General features: G+C 59.3%; 18 protein-coding genes and 1 pseudogene. 9 read left to right on the top strand and 10 right to left on the bottom strand.

Annotation, left to right across the window (positions count from 1 at the left end):
- Positions 1-30: 30 nt before the first annotated feature.
- The 4 genes from AMM33_RS09505 to AMM33_RS09490 all read right to left on the bottom strand — a co-directional run bounded on the left by AMM33_RS09505 (position 31) and on the right by AMM33_RS09490 (position 8,493).
- Positions 31-4,926 (bottom strand): two-partner secretion domain-containing protein, encoded by a 4,896-nt coding sequence (locus AMM33_RS09505; protein ID WP_090140723.1) that lies wholly within the window; start codon positions 4,924-4,926, stop codon positions 31-33.
- A gap of 97 nt (positions 4,927-5,023) precedes the next feature.
- The gene (locus tag AMM33_RS09500) at positions 5,024-6,460 is read right to left on the bottom strand and encodes a ShlB/FhaC/HecB family hemolysin secretion/activation protein (RefSeq protein WP_228768050.1); all 1,437 of its coding nucleotides are present in this window, start codon (positions 6,458-6,460) and stop codon (positions 5,024-5,026) included.
- Positions 6,461-7,129: 669 nt separating this feature from the next.
- Positions 7,130-7,510, bottom strand: coding sequence for a GtrA family protein (locus AMM33_RS09495; RefSeq protein WP_228768049.1), 381 nt, complete (start codon positions 7,508-7,510; stop codon positions 7,130-7,132).
- Positions 7,507-8,493, bottom strand: coding sequence for a glycosyltransferase family 2 protein (locus tag AMM33_RS09490; RefSeq protein WP_228768048.1), 987 nt, complete (start codon positions 8,491-8,493; stop codon positions 7,507-7,509). Before AMM33_RS09490 ends, AMM33_RS09495 begins: the two co-directional genes overlap by 4 nt.
- 205 nt (positions 8,494-8,698) lie before the next feature.
- Here AMM33_RS09490 and argS point away from each other — a divergent pair, with 205 nt between their 5' ends.
- From argS to AMM33_RS09460, 6 genes are all read left to right on the top strand, one after another.
- Positions 8,699-10,396, top strand: coding sequence for an arginine--tRNA ligase (gene argS, locus AMM33_RS09485; protein WP_090140719.1), 1,698 nt, complete (start codon positions 8,699-8,701; stop codon positions 10,394-10,396).
- 6 nt (positions 10,397-10,402) lie between these two features.
- Complete coding sequence (locus AMM33_RS09480) at positions 10,403-11,101, top strand: SPOR domain-containing protein (protein ID WP_090140717.1); 699 nt, start codon at positions 10,403-10,405, stop codon at positions 11,099-11,101.
- Between the two features lie 36 nt (positions 11,102-11,137).
- A complete protein-coding gene (locus AMM33_RS09475; protein WP_090140715.1) occupies positions 11,138-11,782 on the top strand; it encodes a thiol:disulfide interchange protein DsbA/DsbL in 645 nt (214 codons plus the stop codon).
- A gap of 301 nt (positions 11,783-12,083) precedes the next feature.
- The gene (gene lptA, locus AMM33_RS09470) at positions 12,084-12,716 is read left to right on the top strand and encodes a lipopolysaccharide transport periplasmic protein LptA (RefSeq protein WP_228768047.1); all 633 of its coding nucleotides are present in this window, start codon (positions 12,084-12,086) and stop codon (positions 12,714-12,716) included.
- On the top strand, positions 12,713-13,471 hold the full coding sequence (lptB, locus tag AMM33_RS09465; protein WP_090140711.1) for an LPS export ABC transporter ATP-binding protein: 759 nt from the start codon (positions 12,713-12,715) through the stop codon (positions 13,469-13,471). The genes lptA and lptB overlap by 4 nt, the downstream gene beginning before the upstream one ends.
- A 37-nt stretch (positions 13,472-13,508) precedes the next feature.
- A complete protein-coding gene (locus tag AMM33_RS09460) occupies positions 13,509-15,056 on the top strand; it encodes an RNA polymerase factor sigma-54 (RefSeq protein WP_090140709.1) in 1,548 nt (515 codons plus the stop codon).
- Between the two features lie 59 nt (positions 15,057-15,115).
- Here the strand turns inward: AMM33_RS09460 and AMM33_RS22410 are convergent, their stop codons facing one another.
- Complete coding sequence (locus AMM33_RS22410; protein WP_090140707.1) at positions 15,116-15,319, bottom strand: hypothetical protein; 204 nt, start codon at positions 15,317-15,319, stop codon at positions 15,116-15,118.
- 103 nt (positions 15,320-15,422) lie between these two features.
- A complete protein-coding gene (locus AMM33_RS09450; RefSeq protein ID WP_090140706.1) occupies positions 15,423-15,782 on the bottom strand; it encodes a hypothetical protein in 360 nt (119 codons plus the stop codon).
- A 159-nt stretch (positions 15,783-15,941) separates the two neighbouring features.
- Between AMM33_RS09450 and AMM33_RS09445 the strand changes: the two genes are divergently transcribed.
- Both AMM33_RS09445 and AMM33_RS09440 read left to right on the top strand, forming a co-directional pair.
- Positions 15,942-17,261 (top strand): THUMP domain-containing class I SAM-dependent RNA methyltransferase, encoded by a 1,320-nt coding sequence (locus AMM33_RS09445; RefSeq protein ID WP_090140704.1) that lies wholly within the window; start codon positions 15,942-15,944, stop codon positions 17,259-17,261.
- The gene (locus AMM33_RS09440) at positions 17,258-17,758 is read left to right on the top strand and encodes a PIN domain-containing protein (RefSeq protein ID WP_228768046.1); all 501 of its coding nucleotides are present in this window, start codon (positions 17,258-17,260) and stop codon (positions 17,756-17,758) included. Before AMM33_RS09445 ends, AMM33_RS09440 begins: the two co-directional genes overlap by 4 nt.
- A 240-nt stretch (positions 17,759-17,998) precedes the next feature.
- On the opposite strand, the gene AMM33_RS09435 is transcribed toward AMM33_RS09440, so the two are convergent.
- The 4 genes and pseudogenes from AMM33_RS09435 to AMM33_RS09420 form a co-directional block, all read right to left on the bottom strand.
- Positions 17,999-18,229, bottom strand: coding sequence for a hypothetical protein (locus tag AMM33_RS09435; protein WP_090140702.1), 231 nt, complete (start codon positions 18,227-18,229; stop codon positions 17,999-18,001).
- 133 nt (positions 18,230-18,362) lie between these two features.
- Positions 18,363-18,656, bottom strand: coding sequence for an addiction module antidote protein (locus AMM33_RS09430; protein WP_090140700.1), 294 nt, complete (start codon positions 18,654-18,656; stop codon positions 18,363-18,365).
- The gene (locus AMM33_RS09425) at positions 18,634-19,056 is read right to left on the bottom strand and encodes a type II toxin-antitoxin system RelE/ParE family toxin (protein WP_369802426.1); all 423 of its coding nucleotides are present in this window, start codon (positions 19,054-19,056) and stop codon (positions 18,634-18,636) included. The genes AMM33_RS09430 and AMM33_RS09425 overlap by 23 nt, the downstream gene beginning before the upstream one ends.
- Positions 19,053-19,328, bottom strand: a pseudogene (locus AMM33_RS09420) (hypothetical protein); the annotation flags it as partial. The pseudogene AMM33_RS09420 and the gene AMM33_RS09425, both read right to left, overlap by 4 nt.
- 386 nt (positions 19,329-19,714) lie before the next feature.
- Here AMM33_RS09420 and AMM33_RS09415 point away from each other — a divergent pair.
- Positions 19,715-20,842, top strand: coding sequence for a DUF499 domain-containing protein (locus AMM33_RS09415; protein WP_090140695.1), 1,128 nt, complete (start codon positions 19,715-19,717; stop codon positions 20,840-20,842).
- Positions 20,843-20,875: the final 33 nt, after the last annotated feature.

Raw genomic sequence — 20,875 nt, 5'->3', positions numbered from 1 at the left:
TGTGGTTTTGGGTGGTGTGGGTGTTTCTGTCTAGTCCCGATATTGGGGCCCTTTATAGCTGGCCCAGTTGTTCTGGACATCGCCACGCATGGCATTAATTTTGGCTTGCAGAGCGACCCAAGGTTTCGGGTTGACTTCAAAGCTTTGTGTGGGCGCAGCAACGCCCATGGCTTGCCAGACGCTGTGGTTTGCGGCGTAGGAGGGGCTGGCGGGGGTGTATGTGCAACCGTCACAGTTACTGCCCGACTCTGGGAAAAAAGCGTCGGGGCCATCGTAAATGGCTTTGAATTTGACATCGCCATAAGCGCTGCTGCGCAGCACCAAAACCTCGTTATTTACGAACCTAAAAAACCCATCTTGGACTGCGGGTCGCCAACCCACATCTTTGCTGTCAACAATGCCTTTGTCGGTGGTGTATTGCGACACCGTCTGCGAGGCAAGCGGCTTGAGTTCATAGGTCAGGCTGCTGGCCAGGTTGCGAACGCTTGCAGCGGTGATCTTGAGGTCGCTGCCCGCTTCCAGGGTGGCACTGTCGTTGAGCACGTCGTTGGCCCGGCCTGTGGCCTGCCAGTTGGCGTCCAGCGTTCCACCAATGTTGATGGAGGCCATGCTGTAGATCAGGGCATTGTTGGTGTTTTTCAGATCCCTGATGCCTATGTCCAATCTTTCGCGTGCAGCGATGGTGGCAGCTTTGGTCACACCGTCGATGGTTTCGTCCGTGTTGTTCAGGGTGTTGGCACCCATGGCCAGCCGATCACCATAAATACGCCCAGTGCCCAGATTGCTCAATGTGTCGGCCCGCAGTTGGGTGTCCGCGCCGTCGATCACCCCCCGGTTGGTCAGTTGATGGTTGGCCAGCAACCGTGTGGTGCCTGTGCTGATGAATTGACCATTGCTGTTGTTCAATATGTTTTGCGCCTGCGCCGTGAGGTGACGCCCAGCTTGCAGCAGCCGATCATTGCTCAGGGTGCCGGTCACCTTGAGACTCATGTCTCGCCCGGCTTGCAAAGTCCCATCGGTGCGGTGGTCTCCCTGCAGGTCCAGAATCACATCTCTTTTGGAGATGACCTGACCTGAGGCGTTGTTCAGTTGGCCAGCCCGGATGTTGACCTCGCTGTTGCCCACCACCAGACCACGGGTGTTGTTCACGGCCAGTTGTGGCGCGCTGGCTTGTCGGGCACCCATTTGCAGTTGTGCGCCAGCGTTGAGCAAACCGTCGGTGTTGTTGATTTGACCGTCGGACAACAGGGTCAAATTGTTGGCTGTGCGAACGGCCCCTTGCGTGTTGTCTATCTGGTCGCTGACCAGCTTGACGTTGTCAGCCTCAATGCCTTGATCGACGCCCGTGGTCTGGGTGTTTTGGATGCGCGAGGAGGTCACGCCCAGTTCACTACCCGCACGGAGCAAACCTTTTGTATTGGTCACTGTGTCGCTGGCCTGGAGGGTCAATGCACCGACGGCCAGGATTTTGCCGCCGTTGTTGTCCAGATTGCGCAATGTCAAGGTGCTGTCTTTGGCACTGAAAATCAAGGCGTTGGGCGCATTGTTGCCCACGTCATTGGCTTGAACATTGAGGGTGCCTTGCGTTTGAATGAGGCCGCTGCGGTTGTTGATGTCTGCCGCCTGGATGCGCAGGTCGCCCGTTGCAATCAGCCCCAGTGGACGCGTGCCGTCGTTGCTGTGGCTGTCTTGGTTGGTCAGGGTTTGGCCATGGGTGTCGATATGCAGTGCGCCACCTGTACTGATCAGGCCAGCGCTGTTGTCCAGCGCGCCTGAAGAGATGTGTGCCTGTCCGCTGATCGACTGGATTTTTCCGCCCGTGTTGCGCAAACTGTTGCCGTTGCCCTGCAAGGTCAATGTCAGATCTTTGGCGAGCTGGATACGCCCATCTCGGTTGTCCAAACCGCCTTGTGAGGTGGACAGTTGCAAATTGCCTTGTACTGCAGCCAGGGTGCCTTGTTGGTTGTCAATACTCCAGGCCTGGATGTCCAAGTCTTGTGCAGCGGCCAGGAGGCCTTGATTGCGTAGCGTGTTTGCGCTGACCGTGACCTTGCTTGTTTGGCTCTGGATACCGGTGGCGGTTTTGAGCGTGCCGCTGCTGGTGTTGACCAGGTCTGCGCTGCTGAGGCTCAGTTGGCTGGTGGCCGAGAGCAGGCCGTCTGCATTGGTGACGTTGCCGCTGCTGCGGATGTTGACGGACCCGTTGCCCACCCATTGGCCCCGGGTGTTGTCCAGGCTCGCCACGGTGGCGCTGAGCGTGCCCGTGCCTGCGTGCCCGATGCGGCCATCGGTGTTGTTGAATGCGCCGGTTTGCAGCGTCAAGTCCTGGGCGTTGGTGGTGATGCTGCCCCCGGTGTTGTTGAGCGCGCCGGTGCGCAGGCTCAGTGGGGTGGTGCCTGTTTGTTCCAGCGTGCCTCGTGTGTTGTTGATTTGCCCCACGCTGATGTCCAGTTGCCGGGCGCTGATGTGGCCTTGGGTGTTGTCCAGGGTTTGCAGGGGCGTGTTGTTGGCCGTGATGCGCAGTTGGCCTGGGGTGCTGATTTGGGCCAGAGCTGTGCGTATGTCGCCGCTGCTGGCGGCCAGGCGCACATCGGCGATGGTGCTGCCTGTGGTGCTGCCGCTCAGGTCCAGGCTGGCGCCGTTCAGCTGCACCAGGCCTGTGGCCAGGTTCTGGCCTGCGCTTTGCAGTGCGCCTGTGGCGTCGACCGTCAAGGCACCCGTGCCCGTGAGCTGGCCATTGGCGGCCATGCTGGCGGCCAGTACGCCGGTGCTGCTGCCACTCAGGCTGGCGGTGCTGATCGTGAGGTCTTTGGCTGCGGCAATGGTGCCGCTGTTGCTGAGGGCTTTGCTCAGCCTCAGGCTTTGCTGGCCGGCTGCATAGAAGCTGCCTGCGTTGTTGACGTTTTGAGCGGTGGTGCGCAAGTCTTGGGCGGCATAGATGCTGCCGGTGTTGCTGAGGTTTTGCGCATTGAGCTCGACATGGCTTGTTTGGCTCTGGATGCCGGTGGCGGTTTTGAGTGTGCCGCTGCTGGTGTTGCTCAGGTCTGCGCTGGTGAGGCTCAGTTGGCTGGTGGCCGAGAGCAGGCCGTCTGCATTGGTGACGTTGCCGCTGCTGCGGATGTTGACGGACCCGTTGCCCACCCATTGGCCCCGGGTGTTGTCCAGGCTCGCCACGGTGGCGCTGAGCGTGCCCGTGCCTGCGTGCCCGATGCGGCCATCGGTGTTGTTGAATGCGCCGGTTTGCAGCGTCAAGTCCTGGGCGTTGGTGGTGATGCTGCCCCCGGTGTTGTTGAGCGCGCCGGTGCGCAGGCTCAGTGGGGTGGTGCCGGTTTGTTCCACATGGCCTGCAATGTTGCTCCAGTTGCTGGCGAGCAGATCGAGTTGTTGGGTTTGAATCTTGGCGCCGTCTGTTTGCAGGGTTTGTGGCGTCATCAATTGCAGGGTTTGGGCGATGTTGATGTCACTGCCGTTGGCCCGAAGATCACCTTGACTGGCTTGTAGCTGTGCTTGCTGTGCAGTGATTTTTCCTTGAGAAACATCTACGGCTGCACCGTTGATTTGCAGTTGCTTGGATGCCAGTGTTTGGCCATTGAGTTGGACCTGGCCTTGGGCTTGTATTGTTAAATTTTGTCCTGCGACGAGGACGCCATCCGTCTGGATGCCTGCGGCAATGAGTGCTTGCCGCGTGGATTCAATGCGGGTTCCAGCTTGCACAAGGACCTGACCCAGGGCTGCGGCTGTGCCGCTGTGTTGCTGATCTGTGCCACTGGCAAGTTGCAGTTGGCCGCTGGCGTACACGGTGCCATTGTTGCTCAGCGTTTGCCCCGTTTGCACGACCACATCACCGCTGGCCTGCAAGGTTCCGCTGTTGCTCAGCCAGCCTTCATGGTTGAGGGTGAGTGCCCCGGCGTTGGATTGCACCGACCCGGCATTGCGCACCCCCACGCCAGCCTCGGTGCCCAGAAGATGGATCTTGCCTGCGTACATGCCGCCGAGTTGGGCCACATCAAGCGCATAGCTTGGCGCAGCGCCCGCACCATCAATTCGGCTGGTTTGTGGTGTGCTGTCTGGCCCGAGACTACCGGCCTGGATTTGGTTGGCACCGGTGACCACTTGCAGCTGTTGCGCCCAAATGCCTGCATTGACCTGGAGTGCTCTGCTCAGGATGGCGGTGTACGTCATGCCTCTGGTGTCCAAGCCTTGTCCGTCAATTTGGATGGCTCCGCCTTGGACGCGATAGCTGTCCAATGATCCCGCGTTCATGATGGGTGTGCCGGTTGTCAGGGTGACTTTGCTGGCATTGATGAAGCCGCCCCCGTTGACAGCAATGCCTGCCGGGTTGGCCACAATGACTTCGGCTTTAGGGCCTGCGACCTCCACATAGCCTTGCAGGTAGCTGGGTTTGGTGGAGTTGACTTCGTTCAGGATGACCCGCGCACTGCCTGTGGCCAACCAGGGGTTTGCTTGCACCCATCCGCCTTGTTGGGTTTGCACGCTGGTACGGCTGTTGTTCAGGATGGCACCTTCACGTCCCACATCGAATTGACTGTACGTGTTACGGCTGACACCTGCAGCGCTGGGTGTCTGAATGTCAACTTGCACCGTGCCATTGGATGTGCGCACCACGGTTGCTTGCTGAGCTCTGTTCGCATTGGGGTCTGCTGCAATGCGTGTGGCCACGGTTTGTGCGTGCATAGGCGTTATCCACATGAACGTCCCCAGCAGCAGTCCGTAACTCATCCACTTTGAGGCCATCGCTATGTCACTGAACGACTTCATCACGCTAACGTGTGACACGGTGACTTTGCGGCGGCTGCCCGTGCATTCCCCTTTCGCACTTTTGCCGTTGGATGTGGTGGCCTCGGCCACAGCCATTAAGCAGCCCCTGGCTGCATTGAAAATGATGCGGTAGGTATTCTTGTTCATGCCCTTATCCCCTTGTTGTCACTGTCAAATAGTCAATTCAATGGCGAACGCGAATTTCGTGTTCGCCTTAAAAAATGGATGCCGTCACCGATGCTTGTCAAAAACTCAGGCTGGCATTGAATCCCGCCGTATAAGACGCAGAGTTGAATTGCTCTGGTTTTGACAAGGGTTGGCCAATGAATGCGTCGTACTGGAGTTTGTGGAATTGCCCTCGCAAACCCAGGACAGCGCCTGTCAACCGAGTACCGACCAATTTGTCTGCCGTTGCGCCACCGACTTGTCCGTGATCAATGCCCAGATAAAACTGATGGCCTCGGACAAGGGGGGTGACCATTTCGTTGCGCAGCACCCAGCCGCGCTCAGCACTGAGCACGCTCAAGCCATCAAACCCGCGCACGCTGAATCGACCACCAATGGCCATGCGGTCTTGCGGGGTGAGGGGGGTGTTGTTGTATTGGGCGCGCAACTGGCCGTTGTAGTTCCAGGCTCTGCCGCCCAGCATGAGTGGGTGCTGCAAAGTGCCTTCTGCCAGCCAAAGCCGCATGCGTGAAGTGCCTTCACCAAAAGCTTCTTCTGGCGCCGGCAATGAACCCCAGTCGCCTGTGCCCTGTCGGTAGCTCAAGCTGCCTTCTGCACTGCCTTTTCCGATGGAATGCTTATGACCCAAGCTCCATTCAAAGCCACCCACAACACGTCGCTGAACCTGGACTTCTGTGTCGTCAATGAAGTTTCTTGATTGACGCTGAAATCCTTTGACACTGATTGTGGTTTTTCCCACCGCGTCGCGATGAATGATGCGAGAAAGTTTGACTTCAGTGTTTCGACTGGTTCCGCTGTACAGGTAATCCTGTTGAGCGCCTGCAACGGTCTGGTGATAACGGTTGTAGCTTTGGGTCGTTGAGAAAAGCCAATAGCCCAAGGGCAATGAGTAATGCACGGTGTATCCCTTGGTGCCGCGTGCGCCAGGCTCCGCCCCACCGAGATCACGGTTCAAGGTGACGTAAAACAAATCACTCAGGGTCCACCAGTTGTCGTAGCTGAGGGTTGTGCTGCCTTGGTATTTGCCTGTGCTCGGCATGCCGCTGTCATCGGCAGAGATGTTGAGGCGAAACGGAAAGGGCTGGCTGTGTTGAATGCGAATATCGCTGTAGCCGGGTTCTGAAGCAGGTGCAATTTGTATGTCTGCTTCGGCAGTTGGGACGCGCTTGAAATTCTCCAAAGCTTGCTCGATGTCTCGCAAGTTAAGAATGTCACCGGGTTGTATGGGAACCGTATTCCATTGTGTGGCTCGGTGTTGGGCACCCGCTTGAGGGTCTTGCCACTGGATGCTGTTGACCTTGCCATAGACCAATTGAAGTGCCAACGTGCCGGTTTGCAGATTTTGCGGGCTGGCCAGAATGCGGCTGGTCACAAAGCCTTTGGCGATCAATTGGTTTTGAAGTCGGTCAATGATCAGTTGGATGCCTTTGGCACCTATGCAACGCCCCACCGGGTTATCCGGCACGCCATGGGCGGTTTTTTCAAGGCCATGCATCAAGCTCAATGCAAGTGGGTCCAGCCCGGCATCGAGGGTGATGAGTTGAATGTTAAAGCAGGGACTTTCATCTGTCGGCAACAACGCCTCTGGCAATGACGCTGGAGCAGGGAGCTTCACATCCCTTGTTTTTTCCTGGGCCTGCCTTTGTTGCGTGATTCGGTCTTGTGCACGCCGCTCTTGTTCGGTCGATAAATCATTGACTGCAGGGGGAGCTATTTGCGCATGGGCCCAAATGCAGTGCAAGGTCAAGAGCGCCGAGCTTGTTAATTTTTTTGCCGCTGAATTATTTTTTGTGTGCTTGATTCGCATTGCTTACTCTTCGTGATTTCTGACCAAACGTCTGCCAGAAAATGGAAAGATGGTAACGAAAAAAATTACAAAAAAAATCTAAATTTTAATTAAAAATTAATTTAAATGTTTACATTAGAAAAGCGTAGAACGCGTATCGCCTGAGATGTTTGATGGGCTTGCGCAGTCGACGTCTTCACCTTGTCGCATGGACAAGCATGGCGCCTTGACTCAAGGATGTTCGTCATGGCAACGCGCCTTTCCCGTCATTGCTCAGCCACTCGCGTCATTGAGATCGAAGCGTGTAAATCCAGTTGATGTGGTCGATTGGTCACCCAAGTGTTTGGCTGCAGCAATGGGCAAAAACCAAACAAGCCTTCATCGACGGAAAGCCCAAAACCGGCTGAAGACAAAGGTCTGTCCTGCCGCGATCACCATGGCCAGAAACAACGCCAGCAGTGAAGGCCAGTTCAGCAGTCGGTAAAACAGCACAAAGGCGGCTTCATTGCAGGCAAAACCCGCCAGGGCCGTGAGCGCAAAGCGGCGAAAGCTTTGCCCCAGGGTGGTGGCGCTGCCTGCAAAGCTGAGCCAGCGGTGGCCTACAAAGCTCAGGCCAAAAGCCACCACAAAGCCCGCCACATTGGCCAGCTCGGGCCACCAGTGATGGCGCAAGAGCGCAAACACGCCCATGTGGGTCAGGGCGGCGCCGGCACCCACCAGCCCAAACCAAACGCCCGAGTGCAGCCCATCTCGCCTCACGCCGCGTCCTGTCCAGGGGGGGCCTGCAAGCCAGCGCCTGTGCGGTCCTTGAGTAAATAGTTGGGGCGGCGCTTGACCTCGTCATAAATGCGCCCCACGTATTCGGCCATGAGGCCCAGCGAAAACAGCTGGATGCCGCTGAAAAACATGACGCTGACCACAATCGTGGCGTAACCTGGCACCCGTATGCCCCATAAAAAATACTCGGCCACCACCCAGGCGCCATAGCCCATGGCCGTGAAGGCCAAAATCAAGCCCACCGTGGTCAGCAAGCGCAAGGGCACCGTGGAAAACGCCAGCATGCCCGTGAGCGCCAGCGAAAACGCCCCGCGCAGGCCAAAGCTGCTTTGCCCGGCTTGACGCGGCAGGGGCTCGTAATCGACCGCCACACTGGGAAAGCCCACCCAGGCATAAAGCCCCTTCATGAATCGGTTGCGCTCGGGCAAGGCATTGAGCGCCTGCACCACCCGCTGGTCCATGAGCCGGAAATCGCCCGCATTGGCCGGAATCTCGACCCGGTTGCCCCAGTTGATCAGGCGGTAAAACCAGCCGGTCAACCAGCCATGCAAAGCCGATTGGTCCTCGCGGGTACGGCGCACGGCATAGACCACATCCAGGCCTTCGCGCCACTTTTGCAGCATCAGGGGCACCAGCTCCACTGGGTGCTGGCCGTCGGCGTCCATCAGCACCACCACGTCGCCACGGGCCGCTTCCAGCCCGGCAGTCAGGGCCGCTTCCTTGCCAAAATTGCGCGACAAGTCGAGCAACACCACCTCGGGCCATTGGGCACACAGGTCTCGGGCCACCTGGGCCGTGTTGTCACGGCTGCCATCGTTGATGAGGATGATTTCGACCCGCGCCGCCAAGGTCTTGAGCACTTGCAGCACGGCGGGCACCACCTGGGGCAAGTTGCGGGCCTCGTTGTAGGCGGGCATGACGCACGACAGCGTCAGCGAATCTTGGGTGCGGGCCAGACGGGACATGCCACATTTCTCCAGAATTGACAAAAGACCGAACGGCGCCCGTTTCCACCAGAAACGAACCCCATTGAACGCCGCAAAGCATAACCCCAGAACGCCGACGCAAATGCCAGGGTCTTTGACCACAGACAAATACCACCCCGTAGGTCGGCACTCGAAGAGTCCGACATTACCGGATACCGCCACACGCCCCGTAAAATGGCCGTCTATGCTTTCTGTCAAACAACATCTGCTCGCCGCTTTGTCGGCTGAACTTGAAAAACTCCAAACCGGTGCCGGTTCGCGTGCCGCCTTTGAATCTCCCAAAGTGGCCGCCCATGGCGACCTGGCCTGCACCGCTGCCATGCAGCTGGCCAAAGCCCTGAAGCAAAACCCCCGGCAACTGGGCGAAACGCTGCGTGCCGCCTTGCTAACCACCCCCGCCTTTGAGCGTTGGGTGGAAGCCATCGAACTGGCGGGTCCGGGCTTCATCAACATCCGCCTGAAAAACACCGCCAAGCAGGCCGTGGTGCACGAAGTGCTGCAAGCGGCCGACTGTTTTGGCCAGCAGCCCGCTCAATCGGGCAAGGTGCTGGTCGAATTTGTATCTGCCAACCCCACCGGCCCTTTGCATGTGGGCCACGGCCGCCAGGCGGCATTGGGCGACGCCATCTGCAACTTGCTGGCCACGCAAGGCCAGCAGGTTTACCGCGAGTTCTATTACAACGACGCGGGCGTGCAAATCGGCACGCTGGCCAAGAGCACACAAATGCGCGCCCGTGGCGTCAAGCCCGGCGACGATGGTTGGCCAATTGACCCCGAAAACCCCGAGAGCAAAGCCTTCTACAACGGCGACTACATCCAGGACATCGCTAACGACTTTCAGGCCAAAAAGACCGTCAAGTCCGACGACCGAGAGTTCACCGCCAGTGGCGATGTGAACGACCTGGATGGCATGCGCCAGTTTGCCGTTGCCTACCTGCGCCACGAGCAGGACCTGGACCTCAAAGCCTTCGACGTGAAGTTCGACAACTACTACCTGGAGTCGAGCCTGTACACCAGCGGCAAGGTCGACGCGGCCGTGCAAAAACTCAAGGACGCAGGCAAGACCTACGAGCAAGACGGCGCCCTGTGGCTCAAATCGACCGACTACGGCGACGACAAAGACCGCGTCATGCGCAAGGGCGACGGCACTTACACCTACTTTGTGCCCGATGTGGCCTACCACATCACTAAGTGGGAGCGCGGCTTCACCCGCGTGGTGAACATCCAGGGCACCGACCACCACGGCACCATCGCCCGCGTGCGTGCAGGCCTGCAGGCGGCCCATGTCGATATTCCCGAGGGCTACCCCGATTACGTACTGCACACCATGGTGCGCGTGATGCGTGGCGGCGAAGAAGTCAAGATCTCCAAGCGCGCAGGCAGCTACGTGACCTTGCGCGACCTGATCGAGTGGACCAGCAAGGATGCGGTGCGTTTTTTCCTGCTGTCGCGCAAGCCCGACACCGAATACATCTTCGACATCGACCTGGCGCTGGCGCAAAACAACGACAACCCGGTGTATTACGTTCAGTACGCCCACGCACGCATCTGTTCGGTGCTGAATGCCTGGGGGGGGGACACCGCCAGCCTGACGCATGCAGACCTCTCTGCCCTGCAAAGCCCGCAAGCCCACGCGCTGATGCTGGCCCTGGCCAAGTACCCCGAGATGCTGACGTCTGCCGCCAACGACTTCGCGCCGCACGACGTGACCTTCTATTTGCGCGACCTGGCCTCACAGTACCACAGCTACTACGATGCCGAGCGCATTTTGGTGGACGACGAAGCGGTTAAAAAAGCACGTCTGGCGCTGGTGGCGGCCACCGCGCAGGTGCTGCGCAATGGTTTGAAGGTTTTGGGCGTGTCTGCGCCCGTCAAGATGTAATTCACGATGAACACACACACTCAACGCGGCGGTACTTTTCTGGGCTTCATCATGGGCCTGGTGCTCGGTCTGGGCCTGGCCCTGGCCGTGGCCATTTATGTGACCAAGGTGCCCACGCCCTTTTCCAGCAAAAACCAGCCCCGCACCACCGAGCAGGACAACGCAGAAACCCAGAAAAACAAGGACTGGAATCCCAACAGCGTATTGCAGCCCAAGCCTCCGGCTGAGGTGCCCGCCACACCGGCCACACAGCCCCCTCGCGCCGAAGACAACCCCAGTGACAAAGCGGCCGAAAAACCCGTGGAAAAAACAGCAGACAAATCGGCAGAAAAATCTGCTGACAAGCCCCACAGCGACAGCGCCAAAGGAGAACCCCGTCCAGCCGTTACCGCTGACCCGCTGGGCGATCTGGCCAAATCCAAGGCAGGCTTGTCCACACCTGCGGCGACCAGCACGCCTGCCAACGATCCTTTTGACTATTTCGTGCAAGTCGGCGCTTACCGCACCAGTGGCGACGCCGATGCCCAAAAAGCCAAACTGGCCCTGATGGGGCTGGACGCCAAAGTCTCTGAACGCGATCAGGCAGGACGCACCGTGTACCGGGTGCGCTTGGGCGCCTTTGCCGACAAAAATGCTGCTGAGCGCGTGCGCAAGCAGCTCGACGGCGGTGGCATTGAAAACACCTTGGTGCGCGTTCAGCGCTGATTTCCGTAGAGCCCCTTCATTTTTTTGGAGCCCCCCATGAAACGCCGTCTCTTTTCTTCCGCCCTGTTCGCCGCCGGCACAGCCCTCAGCACCTCTATCGCCTGGGCGCAAGCCGCCTTGTTCAAGTCGGGCAAGGACTATCTGACGCTGGACCGCCCACTGCCTACCGAAGTGGACAAAGGCAAGATCGAGGTGATCGAGTTTTTCTGGTACAGCTGCCCGCACTGCCATATGTTTGAGCCCAGTTTTGCCCAATGGGTCAAAACCGCCCCCAAGGACGTGGTGGTGCGCCGCATCCCCGTGGCTTTTCGGGAAGACTTTGCCCCACAGCAACGCCTGTTCTTCACACTCGAAGCGATGAACCTGCTCGATAGCCTGCACGCCAAGGTGTTTGTGGCCGTGCATGCTGAAAAGCAAGCCCTGAACACGGACGCCAGCATCCTGGCCTGGGTCGAAAAACAGGGCGTGGACAAAGCCAAATTCAGCGAGATTTACAAATCTTTTGGCGTAGCCAGCAAGCTCAAGCGTGCCGTCCAGCTGCAAAACGATTTCAAGATAGAAGGCGTGCCTTCGCTGGGTGTGGCCGGCCGCTACTACGTGGACGGCACCCTGGCCGGCAGCATGGAGCGCGCACTGAAAGTGGCCGAGTCCCTGATCGCGCAGACCCGTCAGGCGCGCTGAGCCCCTGGTTTCAGGCCTCAAGGCCTGTGCGCTGTGCGCAAAGCTGCTGCAGGGTGGGCTTGTCGGTCGGCACTCGAAGAGTCCAACGTTGCTGGCTTCGGCACACGCCCCTTGTCGGGGTCTTCGACCGCCGACCTACGAAAATGACGGGCTTGCCTAGTCGGTCGATGGCTTCAGCTCCGACATACCTGGCTTTTTTTCGGCTCCGAGCCCCTCTGAAGGCCTGAATCCAGACCCTTGCGCCTACAATCAAAAATTGTCACGAGCAAGATTCATGCCCTCAAAGTCCACCCTCCACCCCATGTGCCTCCTGGCCTTGAGCCTCGGCCTGCTGTGTGCGCCCGTCTGGGCCGAAAAGGCCGACCGGGACAAGCCCATGCACATTGAGGCCGACACCATGCGCCACGATGAAACCAAGCAGCTGACCCAGTTCAATGGCGGGGTGGTAGCGGTCAAAGGCACGCTGGTGCTGCGCGCTGACCGCATGGAAGTGCAACAAGACACCCAAGGCAAACAAGTCGCCAAACTCTGGGCTGCACCCAATGAACGGGTGTTTTTTCGCCAAAAACGCGAAGGCCTGGATGAGTTCACCGAAGGTGAAGCCGAAATGGCCATCTATGACAACCAGGCCGATGTGGTGACCCTGATCCAGCGCGCCGAAGTGCGCCTGTTGCGCGGCGCCCAGTTGGCCGACCAGATCCATGGCGAAAAAATCGTCTTCAACAACACCACCGAAGTGATGACCGTGGACGGCCAGAAACAGGTCCGCCCCACAGCTGGACAAACGGCCGGGCAAGCGACCGAGCGCAACCAACGCGTGCGCGCCGTGCTCACCCCGCGTCAAAACGCCGCCACACCACAGGCAGCACCCACAGCGCCCACCGCACCCACACTGCGCACCAGCCCGAGCGTTGGCGAAAGCAAAAAACCATGAGTGATACCGCCCCTGCCAGCCGCCTGGAGGCTCGCCATCTGAAAAAAGCTTATGGCAGCCGCAAAGTGGTTCACGATGTCTCGCTGCAAGTGGACAAGGGTGAAGTGGTCGGCTTGCTGGGCCCCAACGGCGCGGGCAAGACCACCTCGTTTTACATGATCGTGGGCTTGGTGCGCGCCGACGGCGGACAGATCCTGATCGACGGACAGGACGTGACGCATTTGCCCATCCACAAACGGGCACGCATGGGCCTGTCTTATCTGCCGCAAGAAGCCTCGATTTTTCGCAAGCTGTCGGTGGCTGACAACGTGCGCGCCATCCTTGAATTGCAAACCGACGCCCAAGGTCGCCCCTTGAGCGGCGACGCCGTGGAACAACGCCTGAGTGAATTGCTGGCCGATTTGCGCGTAGACCATTTGCGCGACTCGGCAGCGGTGGCCCTGTCCGGGGGTGAGCGCCGCCGGGTCGAAATCGCCCGGGCGCTGGCCACTGACCCGCGTTTCATCCTGCTCGACGAGCCTTTTGCAGGCATCGACCCGATTGCCGTGATCGAAATCCAGCGCATCATCGCCTTTCTCAAGCAACGTGGCATTGGCGTGCTGATCACCGACCACAACGTGCGCGAAACGCTGGGCATTTGCGACCACGCCTACATCATCAGCGAGGGCCGGGTGCTGGCCGAAGGCACACCTGACGAGATCGTGGCCAACGCCGATGTACGCCGGGTGTACTTGGGTGAACACTTCCGCATGTGATGCCCGGCATGCTGTGTCCTGACATGAAAGCCCCGGCATGAAACCCAGTTTGTCGCTGCGCATGTCCCAGCACCTGGCGCTTACGCCCCAGCTGCAACAATCCATCCGCTTGCTGCAGCTGTCCACGCTGGAGCTGTCGCAAGAAGTCGACCAGATGCTGGACGACAACCCTTTTTTGGAACGCGCCGCAGAAGAAGCACCGCAAGAGGCCTTTGGGATTGACCAGGCCGATGCGCGGGTGAGCCTGGGTGACCGCGTGAGCGAAAGTGCCAGCACCGCCAGCAGCAGCGATGACAGCGCCAGCGAAACCCGTGACGAAGCCGTGACCGACGTGGCCGAAAGCTGGGACGGTGACGGCAGCGTGGACATGCGCCCCGACGACAGCGAATGGGGCGGTGACGCCCCCGCCCGCCACAACAAGGGCGAAGAAACCGCCGACGCCGTCGAGCTGGCTCGCAACACGGGCTCACTCACCGACTTTTTGCACCGTCAGGCCTTGTCATTGCGCCTGTCCGAGATTGACCGGGCGGCGCTGCGCTTTTTGATCGAATCACTCAACGACGATGGTTATTTGACCGACTCCTTGCCCGAGTTAGCTGCCAGCCTGGCCGGTGAAGAAGACGTCGAACAACGCGATGAATTGGTACACCGCTTCACCGTGGCCCTGGGCTTGCTGCAATCGCTCGAACCGGTGGGCGTGGGCGCCCGCGATCTGGCCGAATGCCTGCGCATCCAGATCAAGGCCCGGCTTGCCGACGAACCCGGGGAGGAAGTGGCCCACACGGCCTTGGCCGTTTGCACACACCCGCTGGAATTGCTGGCCAAACGCGACTTCAAACGGCTGGCCGTCTTGTGCGGTCTGAGCGAAGCGCGCATCAAAACCGCCATCACCTTCTTGGCGCGGCTCGAACCCAAACCGGGCAGGCCGTTTGCGCTGGCCGAGCAAAACATCATCATCCCGGACGTGCTGGTGGTGAACACCCGCAAAAGCGGTGCCCCCCAATTTCGCATCCAGCTCAACCCCGACGTGATGCCCAAACTGCGCGTGCACGACATCTATGCCAACGCCCTGCGCGGCGGCAAGGGCGACAACCATGCGGGCTTGCAGCAGCGCCTGCAAGAGGCCCGCTGGTTCATCAAGAACATTCAGCAGCGCTTTGACACCATCTTGCGCGTGTCCACCGCCATCGTGGAGCGACAAAAGAACTTTTTGACGCACGGCGAACTGGCCATGCGCCCGCTGGTGTTGCGCGAGATTGCCGACGAGCTGGGCATGCACGAGTCCACCATCAGCCGGGTGACCACGGCCAAATACATGACCACGCCGCAAGGCACCTTCGAGTTGAAATATTTCTTTGGCTCGGGCCTGGGCACCGACAGCGGCAGCGCCGCATCCAGCACCGCCGTGCGGGCCCTGATCAAACAGTTTGTCGCGGCCGAAAGCACGGCCAAACCACTGTCCGACAACCAGATTTCGGAAATGCTCAAAGAGCAAGGCATTGACTGCGCTCGCCGCACCGTGGCCAAGTACCGCGAAGCCTTGCGCATTGCCCCGGCCAATTTGCGCAAAAGCATGAGCGGCTGAAACCGTCAGGGTCTTCGACCCCCGACCTACAACGGATGCGCCTGGGTAGACATCCAGGGTCAGTGAAAGTGCCCTTCAAAGCAGTGCCGAACCTCATGGCCTAACACTTCATACGGGGCATGCGGCTCGGTAATGATGGTGCAGACATTGGTTTTGACATTCCACACGGCGCACGCCTGACTCATGCGGGCGCCCGTGGACAAGTCACACAACAAACGGCTGTTGGCCATGCGCCGGTGCTCGATCTTTGGTGCAGCCAACACGCGGTCTACTGGCGCAACCGGAATAAAACTCTTGTGCGGTAAGAGTAGCGGATTGTCCACCGCACAGCCCATCAGGCTCGCGCAGCAGCACAGTGCCCATTTCTTAAGCACGCAAGCCCCGCTGACAGGCTGAAAAAAGAACACCCAACACATGGTGCGAGGCTTTGTCCGGTTTGGTGACCAGCGTGCAGCGCCGCTCTTGCTGCACCCAGTAGCTGCAGGCATCGGCTTCTGTGTGCGTACCATCTTTGCTGGCCCGCGCGCACAAACCGGCGGGATTGTCATTCAAAACCCAATTGAATTGCGGCCCCTTGGCATCAAAAGGGTTCTGCGGCGTGTCTTGTGCCAGCACAAGCCCTGCCGACAAGCACAGCGCCAGCAAGGCGGCCATCACCTCGCAAGCCAACCGTCCAAACAGAACCACTGTGCGCCGTGTCACCCATTGGAATGTGCCGCTGGACATGAATCAACCTTTTTTGAGTCATTTGATTTTCAAATGTAACCTTTATTTGAGTGCTTTTTAACTTATGGTGAACCATGAGATTTGCAAAACAATCACGTCTCTTCGTCAATCCGGCACCAGTAGAGGAAAATCACCGATTCTTTTCTCGTTTGGACTGCTTTGAACGCCTTGACACTTTTTCTTCCCTGCGCCGCCGGCATCGAGGGCATCCTGGCCGATGAGGTCCACCACATCACGGGCCTGACGGGCCACGACCTGATGAGCGGCCGAGGCGGCGTGATGGCCCGCGCCTCGTGGCGCGACGCCCTGCGCATCAACCTGCACAGCCGCCTGACCCAGCGCGTGCTGGTGCAGCTGTCGGTCACCGATTACCGCAATGAGAACGACCTGTACAACGCCGCCAGCGAAGTGGCTTGGGAAATCTGGTTCACGCCCAAGCAAACTTTCAAGATCGACATCACGGCGCAGCACAGCCCGCTCAACAGCCTGAACTTTGCCGCGCTCAAGATCAAGGACGCGGTGGCCGACCGCTTTCGCGCCAAACGCGGCGAGCGCCCCAGCGTCGACACCGCCTGGCCCGATGTGCGCATCTACGCGCACCTGACGCCCGAAACGGCCACGCTCTACATCGACACCTCGGGCGAGCCGCTGTTCAAGCGTGGCTGGCGCACCGACAAGGGTGACGCGCCTTTGAAGGAAACCCTGGCCGCCGCCATGATCGCGGCCAGCGGCTGGGACGCCACCGTGCCCCTGTACGACCCCTGCTGCGGCAGCGGCACCATCCCGATCGAAGCGGCGCAAATCGCCTGCGGCATCGCGCCCGGTTTGCAGCGCCGCTTTGGCTTCGAGAAATTACTACCCTTCCAGAACCACGTTTGGCAAGGCCTGATCGAAGAAGCCCGCGACCACGAACACGAACCCACCGCGCCGATCTTTGGCAGCGATGTGGCCTTCCGCATGGTCGACTTTGCCGAGCGCAATGCCGAACGCGCAGGCGTGTCGGGTGTGATCGAGTTCCGGGGCGGCGACGCGCTGCAACGCATGCCCCCCAGCGAGACACCAGGCGTGATGCTGCTCAACCCGCCTTATGGCGAGCGCATTGCCGCAGCGGGTGTGGCCGGGCGTGGGCGTGACAACTTCCAGCCGGGTGCCCTGGCCAGTTCCCGAGCTGCCACCCCAAGCCACCACCGCGAGACTGCCCAGACCGACGACGGCGGCGACTTCTTCGCCCAACTGGCCAGCCACTGGAAGAAAAACTACAGCGGCTGGAGCGCCTGGATGCTCACGCCCGACCTGAAGCTGCCCAGCAAAATGCGCCTGAAAGAATCGCGCCGCGTGCCCATGTGGAACGGCCCCATCGAATGCCGCCTGTTCCGCTTTGACATGATCAAAGGCAGCTTGAAGCGCGTGGCTGGCGACGGCACGAGCAGCCCAGCGGGCACGCCCGGCACCGACACATCGGGAACATCTGCACCATGAGCCTGGAGGTGGGCGCTCAGGGGCGCATGGAGGTGGCCGCGGCCTTGAATGAAGGTCCGGGCGCAGACTTGGCCCAAGCCCCCGTGCGCCGCGTGCTGGACACCAACATCGTGCTCGACCTGTGGGTGTTTGACGAGCCCCAAGCCGAGGCCCTGCGCACCAGCGTGGAGCTCGGCAGCACCCAGTGGCTGGCCACAGCCGCCATGCGCGAAGAACTGGCCCGCGTGCTGGCCTACCCGCAAATCGCCAAACGCCTCATGCACCGCCAATTGCCCGCCAGCGCCGTGCTGGGCCACTTTGACCGCTGGGCCCAACTGCAGCCCGACGCGCCCAAAGCCCCCTACGCCTGCAAAGACGCCGACGACCAAAAGTTCATCGACCTGGCCGTGGCTCACACCGCCACCCTGCACAGCAAAGACGCGCAAGTGCTCTGCATGAAAAAACGCCTGGAGCGCTGCGGCGTGGTGCTGAACCCCCACCTGCCATCCCTGGCTTAACCCCTCTGTCAGTCTCAACCGGATCAGGGGGCCATGCCTTCGGCTGTTGTGCCCCCCCATCTTATTGATTCGGCCCTGAGAAGTTTTCAAGGCTCAACAAAGATGTTGTAGGTCGGCGGTCGAAGACCCCGACATGAGCCTGCGGCGAAACCCATCATGTCGGACTCTGCGAGTGCCGACCTACGAGATGACATGTCGCACACATTTCAAACTTCAGCGTGCCGGATCAATAGTAGCCCCTCACGCCGCCACCCACACCACAAAGCGCTTGCGGCCCGCCGCCAGTTGCGGGTACCACACGTCCCAATAGCGCACGCGGCAATGGGGCTGCAAACCTTCGCGCCATGCGGTCCACACTACAGACTGAAGGTTGAAGCCGCCCGGCGCATGCACGCGCACGGAACGCACGCCATCCCACGCCAAGGCTATGCAGGTGTCGCGCACCGCCCGAACTGAATCGATCTGCCCCATCGGACCCTCCTGAAAATGAAAGGCCGCTCACCCGAGCGGCTCAATACGATTTTCAGAATGCCCAAGACATCTTGCGTCGCAGAGGGGCAAGTTCACATGGCGTGTCTGGAACTTATTGGCCAGCCTGCGTGGCTCAAGATGCCGGAGCGATGGAAATTTTCAGGCCCGTGGCTTTGAGCACAGCGGCCAAAGTTTTGATGGTGGGATTGCCCCGGGCTGACAAGGTGCGATAAAGCGTTTCTCGCGACAGCTGCGTCTGCGCAGCCAACGCCGTCATGCCACAACGCGCCTCCACCACCTTGCGCAAAGCGGCCAAATACGTCTGGGGATCGTCATCCTCATTGGCCGCATTCAAATACTCGGCAGCAAATTCGGCATCCTGGAGCTGGGCAAAAAGCCAGTCATCATGTTTTACGGGTTGGATCATTCGAACTCCTTGTTTGCCAGTCAATCCATCGCTCCACGGCCCGGTCGATATCGGCTTGCTGCGAGCGCTTGTCGCCGCCTTCGCAAAGCAGCACCACTTTTTTGTCTGCCAATGCGTAATAAACACGGTAGCCAGGGCCCCAATCGATACGCAGCTCCCAAACACCCGCCCCCACAGGCTTGCAATCGCCAAAATTCCCGTTTTGCAATCGCAGCATGCGTGCCGAAACTTTGGCTCGGGCTTGTTTGTCGCGCAGCGCATTCAGCCACAAACCAAACAAGTCCACCCCCTGTGGGCTGACATAGTGCTTCAATAGAAACATGTTGATTGTAGCTTTAAAGCTACCCTCCTGATGTATTTTTATCCCGCCAAGTGAGCCACTGAATGCATCAAATATCAAGCCCTTGATGAATCGGGCCGCTTGGCCTGTCTAGGCAAAGCCAACCTCCGCGCATACAGCCCATCAAACACCCCATCCAGCCCCGGGTGCACGCCGCGCAGGCCTGCGACCACGGCGGCGGCCCAGTCGAAGTAAGCCTGTTTGCGCTCAGGCGACCAATCGGCGGGTGGCGAGGCCAGGGTGTCGCGCACATTGCTGATCTTGTCGGCCAGCTTGACCAACTGGGCCTGGGGCGAGATGTGCGGCGCGTGCTCGATCTGCAGCTGCTTGCGCAGCAGCACAGCCACGCGGGTCATGTCGCGCTTGAGCTTGTCGGCACTAGGCAGCGAAATTATGGGTTTGACAGGCTTAGCGGGAACGGGGCACATCACAAGCTTGACGCTCTCTGTCGTGCGCTTGTTTGAAAAACGATTGAATCATGTGGATGAATGACCAAGATACCGACCCAGACCAGCAACACCAACAAATTTCATTAATTGGTTGTTTTTAACGAATTGCATCAAAAATAAGATGCTTTTAAGCCGAATATAACAACCAGAAATTGCAATAATGTGTACAGAAAATCACAAAAAAACTTACCGGAAATCACGCCGCAGCGCCCAAGCGCTGCACCGTTTTCAGGTCATCACTTTCAACCCATTTCCAAGCTGCTTACCCCATGTACTTGACCGTCAAACAAGCCTGCACTCTCAACGAAGGCGCATTGCACATCCGCATCAACGACGCCATTGAACACATCGGTCAAGAAACACTGCAAGAAGAAGAGGGGCGCAAATTCCTCAAGCAGTCTTACCTCACACACGGCATGCAAGAGCTGGTCAAGGAAGGCTTCAAGCGCTTGTCGGGCACCAAAGGCGGTCACCCGGTGTTCAGGCTCAAGCAGGCCATGGGCGGCGGTAAAACCCACCTGATCAAAACCATGGCCTTTCTGGCCCGCCACCCGGTTTTGCGGTCTGAGTTTTTCAGCGCCACCACCAGCCAGTACAACTTTGGCGCGGCGCAGGTCACCTTTTTTAACGGGCGCGAACAACCCAACGACTTCTTTTGGGGCCGCATCGCCAGCGAGCTGGGGCATCCGCAGTTTTTTGCAACTGGCGCACAAGCGCCCGGCCTGAACCACTGGAACGAGCTGTTTGCCAAACTCACCGGCCCGGCGCTCATCATGCTGGACGAAATGCCGCCGTATTTCGCCTACTACCGCACCCAACAAGTGGGTGCAGGCACCATCGCCGACGTGGTGCAAACCGCGCTGTCCAACTTGATGGTCGCCGCACAAAAGTGCGCCAACGTCTGCGTCATCATCACCGACCTCGACGCCTCACACGCCGACGGCACGGCCATGATCAACTCGGCCCTTGAGAACGCCAAGCTGGAGCTGGGCCGCACCGCCTTCAACATCACCCCGGTGGACCTGGCGGGCGACGAAACCTACGCCATTCTGAAAAAGCGTTTGTTTGCCGAGCTGCCCGACGAAAACCAGGTTCGCAACCTGGCCCAGCAATTTGCCAAAAGCGTGGAGCAAGCCCAGCGCTCGCGCCAAGTCAACCAGCAAAAAACGCCCGAGCAAATCGCCGCCGAAATTGAGCAGACCTACCCGTTTCATCCGCAGATGAAACACATCTTCTCGCTGTTCAAAGAGAACAAAGAATTCCAGCAAACCCGGGGTCTGATGGAGCTGGCCTCGCGCCTGCTCCATTCGGCTTGGACCCGCAAGGCCGACGACGTGCTGCTCATTGGTCCGCAGCACTTTGACTTGTCCATCGAAGAAGTGCGCAGCAAAGTCTAGCAAATCTCCCGCCTGGAGATCGCTGTCTCCCGC

This window comes from Limnohabitans sp. DM1 (genome assembly GCF_001269385.1).
GTDB lineage: Bacteria > Pseudomonadota > Gammaproteobacteria > Burkholderiales > Burkholderiaceae_C > Limnohabitans_A.
The sequence above is the reverse complement of the archived record's forward strand: the minus strand, read 5'-3'. Positions and strand labels throughout refer to the sequence as shown.

Bases quoted from the DNA above. Each gene is read 5' to 3' on its own strand.
- AMM33_RS09505 (WP_090140723.1), bottom strand. From the start codon at position 4,926: ATGAACAAGAATACCTACCGCATCATTTTCAATGCAGCCAGGGGCTGC.
- AMM33_RS09500 (WP_228768050.1), bottom strand. From the start codon at position 6,460: ATGCATGGCCTTGAAAAAACCGCCCATGGCGTGCCGGATAACCCGGTG.
- AMM33_RS09490 (WP_228768048.1), bottom strand. From the start codon at position 8,493: ATGTCCCGTCTGGCCCGCACCCAAGATTCGCTGACGCTGTCGTGCGTC.
- argS (WP_090140719.1), top strand. From the start codon at position 8,699: ATGCTTTCTGTCAAACAACATCTGCTCGCCGCTTTGTCGGCTGAACTT.
- AMM33_RS09480 (WP_090140717.1), top strand. From the start codon at position 10,403: ATGAACACACACACTCAACGCGGCGGTACTTTTCTGGGCTTCATCATG.
- AMM33_RS09475 (WP_090140715.1), top strand. From the start codon at position 11,138: ATGAAACGCCGTCTCTTTTCTTCCGCCCTGTTCGCCGCCGGCACAGCC.
- lptA (WP_228768047.1), top strand. From the start codon at position 12,084: ATGTGCCTCCTGGCCTTGAGCCTCGGCCTGCTGTGTGCGCCCGTCTGG.
- lptB (WP_090140711.1), top strand. From the start codon at position 12,713: ATGAGTGATACCGCCCCTGCCAGCCGCCTGGAGGCTCGCCATCTGAAA.
- AMM33_RS09460 (WP_090140709.1), top strand. From the start codon at position 13,509: ATGAAACCCAGTTTGTCGCTGCGCATGTCCCAGCACCTGGCGCTTACG.
- AMM33_RS09450 (WP_090140706.1), bottom strand. From the start codon at position 15,782: ATGTCCAGCGGCACATTCCAATGGGTGACACGGCGCACAGTGGTTCTG.
- AMM33_RS09440 (WP_228768046.1), top strand. From the start codon at position 17,258: ATGAGCCTGGAGGTGGGCGCTCAGGGGCGCATGGAGGTGGCCGCGGCC.
- AMM33_RS09435 (WP_090140702.1), bottom strand. From the start codon at position 18,229: ATGGGGCAGATCGATTCAGTTCGGGCGGTGCGCGACACCTGCATAGCC.
- AMM33_RS09430 (WP_090140700.1), bottom strand. From the start codon at position 18,656: ATGATCCAACCCGTAAAACATGATGACTGGCTTTTTGCCCAGCTCCAG.
- AMM33_RS09415 (WP_090140695.1), top strand. From the start codon at position 19,715: ATGTACTTGACCGTCAAACAAGCCTGCACTCTCAACGAAGGCGCATTG.